2 protein-coding genes are annotated in these 9,079 nt (G+C 73.2%); both read right to left on the bottom strand.

Translation table 11 applies throughout. From position 1 onward, the window contains the following. The coding region (locus tag QNO07_RS27215) for a type I polyketide synthase (protein ID WP_283995206.1) at nucleotides 1-6,071 on the bottom strand (6,071 nt) is incomplete at its 3' end. Nucleotides 6,072-6,112: 41 nt separating this feature from the next. Continuing rightward, nucleotides 6,113-9,079: SDR family oxidoreductase (locus QNO07_RS27210; RefSeq protein WP_283995204.1), on the bottom strand; the 2,967-nt coding region annotated here is incomplete at its 5' end.

Raw genomic sequence — 9,079 nt, 5'->3', positions numbered from 1 at the left:
GTGGTCAATGCCTGGTGGATCTGGGTTTGGTCGTTGTGGTCTTGTCGCAGGGTGGTGAGCCAGCCTGGTGGGGGTCCGGTCCAGGAGGCGCGTGCCAGTGTGGTGAGTTGGGGGTGGGGGCCGATCTCCCATACCGCTCCCGGGCCGAATCCGGTGAGGGTGGTGATCGCTTCGCTGAACCGCACCGGCTCGCGGATGGCGCGGGCCCAGTGGTGGGGGTCGGTGGCTGACTGCGCGGTGTGCCACCCACCGGAGACGGTGGTGGCGAACGCCACCGCCGGGGCTGTCAGTTCTACTTGTGCGATCGCCTTCGCGAAGGGTTCGACCGCGCCGGCCATGGCCGCGGAGTGGAAGGCGTGGCTCACTGCCAGGGGCGCGGTCCGCAGACCTGCCTCCGCGCGGAACCGGGCCACCGCGTCCGCTTCACCGGTGACCGTCACCACGTGTGGTGCGTTGAACGCGGCGATCTCCACCTGCGGATGCGCGGCCAGTGCCGATACCACCGCTTGGGTGTCCGCGTGCACCACGGCCATCGCGCCGTGGCCGGGCTGGGACTCCATCAACTCCCCGCGCAACGCGGTCAACCGCAGCAGGTCATCCAGCCGCAGCACACCCGCGGCCCAGCCGGCCGTCAGCTCGCCCAGGCTGTGGCCCACCACCGCGTCCGCACGCACCCCGACCGACTCCAGCCAGGCCACCAACGCCACCTGCACCGACACGATCGACACCTGCGCGTACCGCGTCCGCTCCAACCGCCCGCCCACCTGACCGGACAGCAACTCCATCAGCGGCACGTCCACATGAGGCGCCAGCAACCCGGCACACTCATCCAACGCCGCCCTGAACACCGGCTCCGCCTCATACAAGCCACGGCCCATACCCGCGTACTGCGAACCCTGACCGGTGAACATGAACACCACCGGCACCGGCGACCCGCCCTTGCGCGCCACCGGCACCTCCCCGGCCGCGATCTTCCTCAACCCCGCGGCCAGCTCACGCCCGTCACCGCCCTGCACCACCGCACGGAACCGGTGGACCGCCCGGCCCACGTTCGCCGTGAACGCGACATCGCCCAGCTCCTCGTCGCCTGCCGCGTCGAACCGGTCGGCATAGGCGTCCGCCAGCGACCGCACCGCCGTCTCGTCGGCCGCACTCACCCGCACCACATAGGAGTCCTGCGCGACCGTCTCACGTGCCGGTGCCGTGGGTGGTTCCTCGATGATGACGTGGGCGTTCACGCCGCCCATCCCGAACGCGCTGACCGCGGCCCGTCGCGGTTGGTGTCCGCGTGGCCATCGGCGTGCGCGGTCGGCGAGGTAGAACGGTGTCTGCTCGAAGTGGATGTGGTCGTTGGGCCGTACCACGTGCAGGGACGGCGGGATCACCTCGTGCTCGAAGGCCAGGAGGACCTTCACCAGTCCCGCCAGTCCCGCCGCCGGTTCCAGATGGCCCACGTTCCCCTTCAACGAACCGATCGCACAGAACTGCGACCGCTGCGTCATCGCACGCCAGGCACGCGTCAGACCCTCGACCTCGATCGGATCACCCAGACCCGTCCCCGTCCCGTGCGCCTCCACCAACCCGATCGACTCCACCGACACCCCCGCATCCCCCAACGCCGCAGTAATGACGTCGTGTTGTGCGCGCGGGCTGGGGGCCGAGTAGCGGGTGGTACGTCCGCCGTGGTTGACCGCCGCTCCCTTGACCACGCCGCGAATCCGGTCACCGTCCCGGACGGCGTCGTCGTACCGCCGCAGGACCACGGCCACGGCTCCCTCTCCCGGGACGAATCCGTCCGCGGTGCTGTCGAAGGCACGGCTGCGGTGCCGGGGTGACAGTGCCATCAGGTCGCCCATCGACCGGAAGTACTCCGGGCTGAGGCCGGCGTGCACGGCCCCGATCACCGCCGTGTCGATGTCGCCGGTGCGAAGGTGCTGGAGGGCCGAGTGCAGGGCGACCAGAGAGGACGAGCACAGGGTGTTGACCAGCCCGCTGGGGCCGCGCCAGTCCATCAGGTAGGACAGCCGGTTGGCGATCATCGCCTCCAGCCCCAGGCCCCGCCCCTCGGGCACGCCGTGGCGCACCCGCTCCTCGTGGTAGTGGTCGTGGCTGTACGCGATCCACAAGCCGGTGCTGCCGCCGTCGGCACGGGCGCCGATCCGGCCACCGTCCTCCAGGGCCTCCCAGATCGTCTCGTAGACGATCCGCGCCTGCGGGTCGATCAGAGGGGCCTCGCGGGCCGAGATCCGGAAGGGGGCCGGATCGAACTCGTCGACGTGGTCCAGGAACGAGGCGTGCGGGACCGGCTCGGCCGCGTGGCTCCACCGGCCCTCGGGCAGCGGGCGCACCGTGTCCCGGCCTTGGACGAGCAGTTCGGCGAAGGCGGTCAGGTCGTTCGCGGTGGGCAGCCTGACCGCGGCACCCACCACCGCGACGTCGCGGGGCCGGGACGCCGGGGCGTCCACGGGGGGTTCGGCCTCGTGTGCGGCGACGGGCCCTCGCGGAGTGACGGTTGGCCGCGCCACCGGTGCGGGTTCCGCCGCCGGGCGCGGCTCCTCGGGTGCCGGGGCTGCCGGGGCTGCCGGGGCTGCCGGGGCTGCCGGGGCTGCCGGGGTCGCCAGCGTGTCGACGAGCCCTGGCGCCTCCTCCGCGAGGAAGTCGGCGAACTGCCGGGGCGTCGGGTACTCGAAGAACACCGTCGGGTAGAGGGACAGGTCGTGTTCCTGGGAGATGCGCTCGCTCAGGGTCACCAGGCCGACCGAGTCGAAACCGGCGGACAGGAACTCCGTGTCGGCGTGTTCCTCGGAGGTGCCCGTCAACGTCAGGAACCAGGTGAGCGCCCGCGCGTTCCTGGAGGCGGCGGAGGCCGGGGGCGCCGCGGGGGCCGGGGGCGCCGCCGGAGCGGCGGAGGTCGCGGGGTCAGGCGGCGTCGGAGCGGGGGCGGACGGCCCCGAGCGCGGCGGTGCGACGGACGCGGGCTCCGACGGCTGCGGGGCGACGGGCTCGTCCGGCGAGGGCACGCCTCCCTCGCTGAACGCCCTGACGGGAACCCGCTTGGACGACATGTCGCCGAAGACCAGCAGAGCCCTGCCCGCCTCATCGGTGACGGTCTGGGTGACCCGACAGGCCTCGTCGTTCCAGAAGGCGGTCTCCGTCCGCACGTAGGCGGCGTCGGTCAGCGGGCCGAGGACGTCCAGCCGGCCCACCGAGAGCGGGATGAAGGCGGACGCGTCGACCGCGCCGAACACCGGGTTGGCCGGGTCGATCGCCGCGATCGTCACGCTGTCCAGGAGACCGGGGAACAGCTGCACGCCGGGCGGGTTCATCTCCCGTTGCCGGGCGCCTTCGATCCGGGCGAGCGTCCCGCCGTCCGGCAGGCTCGTCACCCAGGAGATGTTCCGGTAGTAGCGGCCGTGGTGGTAGCCGATCCGCCTCAGCCACCGGTAGAGGCCGGAACCGGCGTGAACGGTGGAGCGGGCGTCGGCCAGCAGGGCGTCGAGGGGGACGGGGAGCGGCTGCTCGGGAAGGCGCTCGGTGACGAGCCGGCCGGTGACGAAGAGCTCCCCGCTCTCCGTGTCCTCCACCCTGAACCGCCCGTCCGCGTCGACCCGGCCGACCACCCGGCGGGCCTCGGACGGGATGAGGGGGCGGTGGAAGAGCACGTCACGGGCCCCGTGGAAGGGTTCGCCGCGCAGTGCCGCACCTTCGCGCAGGAAGTCGAACCACGCCACACCCGGGAGCATGAGCGTGCGGTACACGGCGTGCTGGGCGATGGGCGCCTCGCCCGGCCCGAAGACACGGGCGAAGGTGTACCCGGCCGCGCCCTCGTCCGACACCAGCTCAGCGGGCGTCCCGGGTTCCGCCGAGCGGCGCGGCTCGGCGAGGTCCAGGGCCCGGCCGCGTGGCTGGGCGAAGGGCAGAAGGCGCTTGCTCCACGCCGTGCCCGCGGCCTTCTGGAACGCTGCCCAACCGATGTCATGACCGGCCTGGAACAGCTCGGCGGTGAGCGCGGCGAGGGCCACGGCGACCTCGTGGTCGTCGCGGGCCGCGGCCAGCCGCGCCCCGACGTCGTGACCGCCCGCACGGGCACCGCCCTGGGGGGCACGCGTCGGGTCGCTCTCACTGCGCAGCACCTCGCCCACGGCCTGCTCCAGCGGAACACGTCCTCGGACGAAGTCCCCCACGGCCTCCCAGCCCGGGGGCAGGTCCACCGCGCCCTCGGGCAGTCCCAGGTCACGCAGCGCGACAGTGAGGCAGACCCCGGACAGGATTCGCAGCAGCTCACCGGAGAACCCGGTCAGCCGGGTACCGGCGGCGGCTTCGAACAGGCTGACGCACCCGTGCACGGACGGCAGGGAGCGGTCGAGTGCCGTCAGCCATACGGGCGGGGCCGCGGACGCCTCGGGACGTACCGACAGACGGACCGGTTCGGCGGTGCGAGCAGGACCGTCAAGGCCGGCGTGCGGTGGTGCGCCGGGCCGCAGGAGCCATGCGCGCAGCGCGGTGGCCAGCTGGTCCGCGTCCGTTCCGACGACGGCCATTCGCTCGGTACGGTGGGGTCGCGCCAGTCGGGCCGTGGCGCACACGTCGCCGAGTTCACCGGGCCGGTCCGCCAGGGCCGGGAGGAACTCCAGCCACTGGGCGACCAGTTCGCGCAGCGCGTACGGGCTGTCGGCGGACAGCGGCAGCACGTGGACCGGTCCGGGTTGCCCGTCGTCGCCGACCGGCCCGGCGTGTGTGCCGGGCCGGTCGGGGGCGGCTTCGGCCACCACGTGGGCGTTGGTGCCGCCGAATCCGAATCCGCTCACCGCGGCCCGGCGCACCGGCGCGTCCGGCCAGGGGCGACAGGTGCCGGGGAGATGGAAGGGGCTGTCGGCGAGGTTGAGGCGCGGGTTGGGCGAGTCCACCGCCACCGCCGGGACGGTGCCCTCGCGCAGCGCGACGATGATCTTCGCGAGTCCGGCCAGGCCCGACGCCGAGTGCAGATGGCCGATCCGGCGCTTGATCGAGCCGAGCGCCACCGAGTTCCGGGCGACGCCATGGCGGCCGAAGACCTCGGTGAGTGCCCGTACTTCGATCGGGTCGCCGATGGCGGTGCCGGTGCCGTGTGCCTCGACGTACTGGACGGTGGCCGGGTCGATCGTCCTGTAGGCCTTGGCCAGCAGGTCGAGCTGGGCTTCGAGGTTGGGTGTGGTGACGCCCATGGTGCGGCCGTCGTTGTTGACGGCGACCCCGCTGATGGCTCCGAGGACCAGGTCTCCGTCGGCCAGCGCCGCAGGCATCGGCTTCAACACCAGCGCCGCGGCTCCCTCACCGGGCACGTAGCCGTTGGCCTTGCTGTCGAAGGTATGGCACAGCCCGTCCGGGGACAGCGCGCCGGTGCGGGAGAGGAGAACGAATGTCAGCGGGTCGATCAGCAGGTCCACCGCGCCGACCAGGGCGAGCTCACATGTCCCGGCCGCCAGGCTCTGGCAGGCGAGCCAGACCGCTGAGAGCGAGGACGAGCAGGCGGTGTCGACCACCAGGCTCGGGCCCGCCAGGTCGAAGCGGTCGGACAACCAGGCCGCCATGAAGTTCTGCGACCGTCCCCACAGCGCGGCGGCCCCCGGCCCGCCGGTCCCGGCCGCACCGGGTGTGCCGGGGGAGTCCGGTGCGCCGGGCGGGCCCAACCCGCGGCCCTGGTCGAATCCGTACGCGTTCATGCGGGCGCCGACGAACACCCCGGCGTCGAGTCGGCGGCTCGCACCCAGGTATCCGGAGTCCTCCAGGGCCCGCGCGCCGACCTCCAGCATCACCCGCTGCTGGGGGTCGAGGAGCACGGCGTCCTCGGCGGTCAGACCGAACGCCTCGTGGTCGAAGGAGAAGGGATCCACCAGGAACGCACCGCGGTGGTGCGTGCCCTGGTGGGGCTCTGCGCCCCGGTACAGCTCGCGGGCCCACCGGCTCGGCGGGACCTCCCCGACCTCGGTCCCCTCCCGGCCCAGCAGAGCCGTCAGGTCGGCGACGTCCTCGGCGCCCGGGAGCCGTACCGCAAGGCCGATCACAGCGATGCGGGTGTCCTGCTCGCTCACAGTGGTCCTCTCGTCCGGCTCTCCGGCCGCACCCGCCCCGGTCATCGCTGTCCGCCGTGGTTGAGCAGCGGACGCAGCAGGGCGCTCAGGGCCGGGACGGGCATGTCGTCGTGGTCGGGAGTGGGCGGACGGTGGGAGGCCGGCGCCTCATGGGCGGCGAGCCCGGACGCGATGTCCTCGGCCGTACGTGCCCGCATGAGCAGCGACGGATCGACGGTCAGGCCGCTGCGCTGCTCAAGAGCCGTGGTCAGTTCGGCGATCACCAGGGAGTCCAGCCCCAGCTCGGGGAGCGGGCGGTCCCCGGGGTCCTCCCCCAGCACGTGGAGGAAGGCCTCCCGGACCCGGGCGCGCATCTCCGCGCTGTGCTGCCCGGCATGTGCCGGCGTGGCGACGAAGGGGGTCTCGGTCCGGGCCGTCGTCGGGGCGGACTCGACGGATGAGGCGACCTCCGGTGGGGTGGGCGGAGCACTTCCCGGGAAGATCACGGCGCCGCCCGACCGCAGGTGGTCGCAGAAGGCGTCCAGCGCCTGGTCGGCGCTGATCGAGTACGCCGCGGAGAAGGACGCGTCCGCCTTCATGCCGATCCCCGTCCAGTTGGGCCACGCGTGCGCGGTGACCGTGGTGACGGCGCCGTTCTCCCGCTCGGCGAGGGCCAACTGGTAGGCGTTGGCGAGGCTGTAGTCGACCAGCCCCCGGCCGGCCAGTGCCTGCGTGCCGGCGATCGAGGACACCAGGACCGCGAAGTCGGCGACCTGATCCTTCGCCAGTCGGACGACGTTGAGCGAGCCGGCGACCTTGGGGGCGAGTACCTTCTCGGCGTCGCTCCACGGCCGGCGGTGCATCGCCCCGAAGGGGTTGACCCCGCCGGAGGAGTGCACGACCCCGACCAGCCGCCCCCAGCGCCGGCCGAGTTGCTCAGCCGCCGCGGCGAGCGCCGCCGGGTCGGACACGTCACAGGCCAGGTACTCGACTTCGGCACGCCCTGCCAGCCCCCGCAGGGAGGCGGAGCGCTCGGCGTCGACGGCCGACCGGCCGACGATGCCGACGCGTCTGGCCCCCCGGTCGATCAGCCGCTCGGTCAGGTGCAGTCCCACGGCGCCCAGCCCTCCGGTGACCAGGTAGTACCCGTCGGTGGGAAGGGTGTAGGCCGGGCCCGGGGACGCGGGCGCGGGTTCCGGCGTGTACCTCACACCTCGCCGGTAGGCGGCAACCGCCGTGCCGTCGTCGGATCCGGCCGCCGTGCCGGCTACCAGGGCGCCGAACTCGGCCGCCAGGCGGTCGGCCTGCACCTCGACCGGGTCGGCCGGGTCCAGGTGGACGACCGCGGTGGGCTTGCGGCTCTCCGCTCCGGCGGCCCGGACCGCCATGGCCATCGCTGCCCGCTCGGGGGGGAGGCCACCGCGCTCGCCGGGGTGCACGGCCACGTCGTGGAATCCGGCCCAGAGCAGTTTCCCGTGCGCGGGCAGCGTCTTCACCAGGCCGCCCAGTTCGGCCCAGAACGCGCTCAGGTCGTGGATCTGGCCGTCCTGTTCCGCCCGGCTGCCCGGGGCGTCGACCACGAGGACCGCTTCCGCCTGCCGGCCGGGCTCGGCGACGGTCACACCCCGGCCGTTGAGGGCCCGCGTCAGCGCGTGCACGATCGTGGGGTCGGCGGCGACCAGGCGCACCGTGACCGGGCCGGCCGCGGTGGCGGGTTCCAGTTCGCGGGGGCGCCACTCGACGCGGACCGCCCCACCGCCCGTCGGCGCGGGGAGCGGAGTGCCTGCCGGGTCGGTGGTGTGCCAGAAGGATCGACGCGCGAACGGATAGGTGGGCAGTCCCGTGACGCGGGCGCCCGCAGCGGAGAGCGAGGCCCAGTCGACGTGCGCGTACCCGGCCCCGGCCAGCGCCGCCGCGTCGGCGGGCCGGCGGGGCGCGGTGGCCGCACCGGTGCGGCTCGCTGCCTCTTCGGCGGTCAGGTCGATGTCGACACGGGCCACCGGCACGCTGCCGGCCGCGACGGAGCGTAGGCCGGCGGCGAGTTCGGCGGCCGAGTGTCCGTGGACGGCGGTCTGGAACTCCAGCGGGGAACGGCCGGTGTTGGCGGTGTGGCAGAGGTCCGCGGTCTCCCACTCGTCGCCTGCCGCGTCGAACCGGTCGGCATAGGCGTCCGCCAGCGACCGCACCGCCGTCTCGTCGGCCGCACTCACCCGCACCACATAGGAGTCCTGCGCGACCGTCTCACGTGCCGGTGCCGTGGGTGGTTCCTCGATGATGACGTGGGCGTTCACGCCGCCCATCCCGAACGCGCTGACCGCGGCCCGTCGCGGTTGGTGTCCGCGTGGCCATCGGCGTGCGCGGTCGGCGAGGTAGAACGGTGTCTGCTCGAAGTGGATGTGGTCGTTGGGCCGTACCACGTGCAGGGACGGCGGGATCACCTCGTGCTCGAAGGCCAGGAGGACCTTCACCAGTCCCGCCAGTCCCGCCGCCGGTTCCAGATGGCCCACGTTCCCCTTCAACGAACCGATCGCACAGAACTGCGACCGCTGCGTCATCGCACGCCAGGCACGCGTCAGACCCTCGACCTCGATCGGATCACCCAGACCCGTCCCCGTCCCGTGCGCCTCCACCAACCCGATCGACTCCACCGACACCCCCGCATCCCCCAACGCCGCAGAGATCACCTCCTGCTGCGCCGCGCTGCTGGGGACCGTGAGCCCGCTCGTGCGGCCGCCGTGGTTGACCGCGCTTCCCTTGATCACACCGCGGATGCGGTCACCGTCCCGCAACGCGGCCCGCAGCGGCTTGACCACCACCGTCACCACACCCTCACCCGGCACGAACCCATCCGCACCCGCGTCGAACGGACGCAGGGCGTTGGACGGGGAGAACGAGCGGAGGCGCGAGCCCAGCTGGAAGTACTGCGGCGACATGGCCAGGTGCACGCCGGCGACGACGGCCTGCTCGCACTCGCCGTCCCGGATGCTGCGCACCGCGGTGTGCAGGGCGACCAGCGACGACGAGCACAG

Source organism: Streptomyces sp. 549 (assembly GCF_030124175.1).
GTDB lineage: Bacteria > Actinomycetota > Actinomycetes > Streptomycetales > Streptomycetaceae > Streptomyces.
The sequence above is the reverse complement of the archived record's forward strand: the minus strand, read 5'-3'. Positions and strand labels throughout refer to the sequence as shown.